The sequence below is a fragment of the Clostridioides sp. ES-S-0049-02 genome (assembly GCF_020658465.1).
Classification (GTDB): Bacteria; Bacillota; Clostridia; order Peptostreptococcales; family Peptostreptococcaceae; genus Clostridioides.
Genome location: NZ_JACVWG010000063.1, coordinates 1 through 421, shown reverse-complemented (window position 1 = coordinate 421; position 421 = coordinate 1). Strand labels below are relative to the sequence as shown.

Here is a 421-nt window from a genome sequence, read left to right as displayed (position 1 = left end):
GCGGCTACACATAAATCCCAATTGCTTTCGCCTCTATAACCATCATCTAACATACATATTGAGAATGACAGTTCATTTAAATTGTTCATTAATTCTACAACTTTCATTTCTCTATATTTTATAAAACAATTATGTATGCGGCTAGATATCCTGTAAAATGGCTGACATACATAACCATTCTGTTTAAAATATTTTTCTTTTTGAGGATAATATTTGGGAGGAGAATTAAAGAAATCTTTCATAATATTGTATTTCCAAAACAGGTAATCTTTTTGATTTTCTGCATGAGATATAATAAATATTGGTTGGTCAAGTCTTTTGTCTATATGTCCATCCCCTAAAAGAGAACCTATTACAATGTCTTTTTGAATGCAATTGAGTTGTTTATTTTCTTGTCTGTATTTTTGAGTTAGTTTGTGTT

General features: G+C 29.0%; 1 protein-coding gene. It reads right to left on the bottom strand.

Translation table 11 applies throughout. The annotated features are described in order from the left end of the window. The coding region (locus IC213_RS20620; RefSeq protein ID WP_227863588.1) for a hypothetical protein at window positions 1-421 on the bottom strand (421 nt) is incomplete at both ends.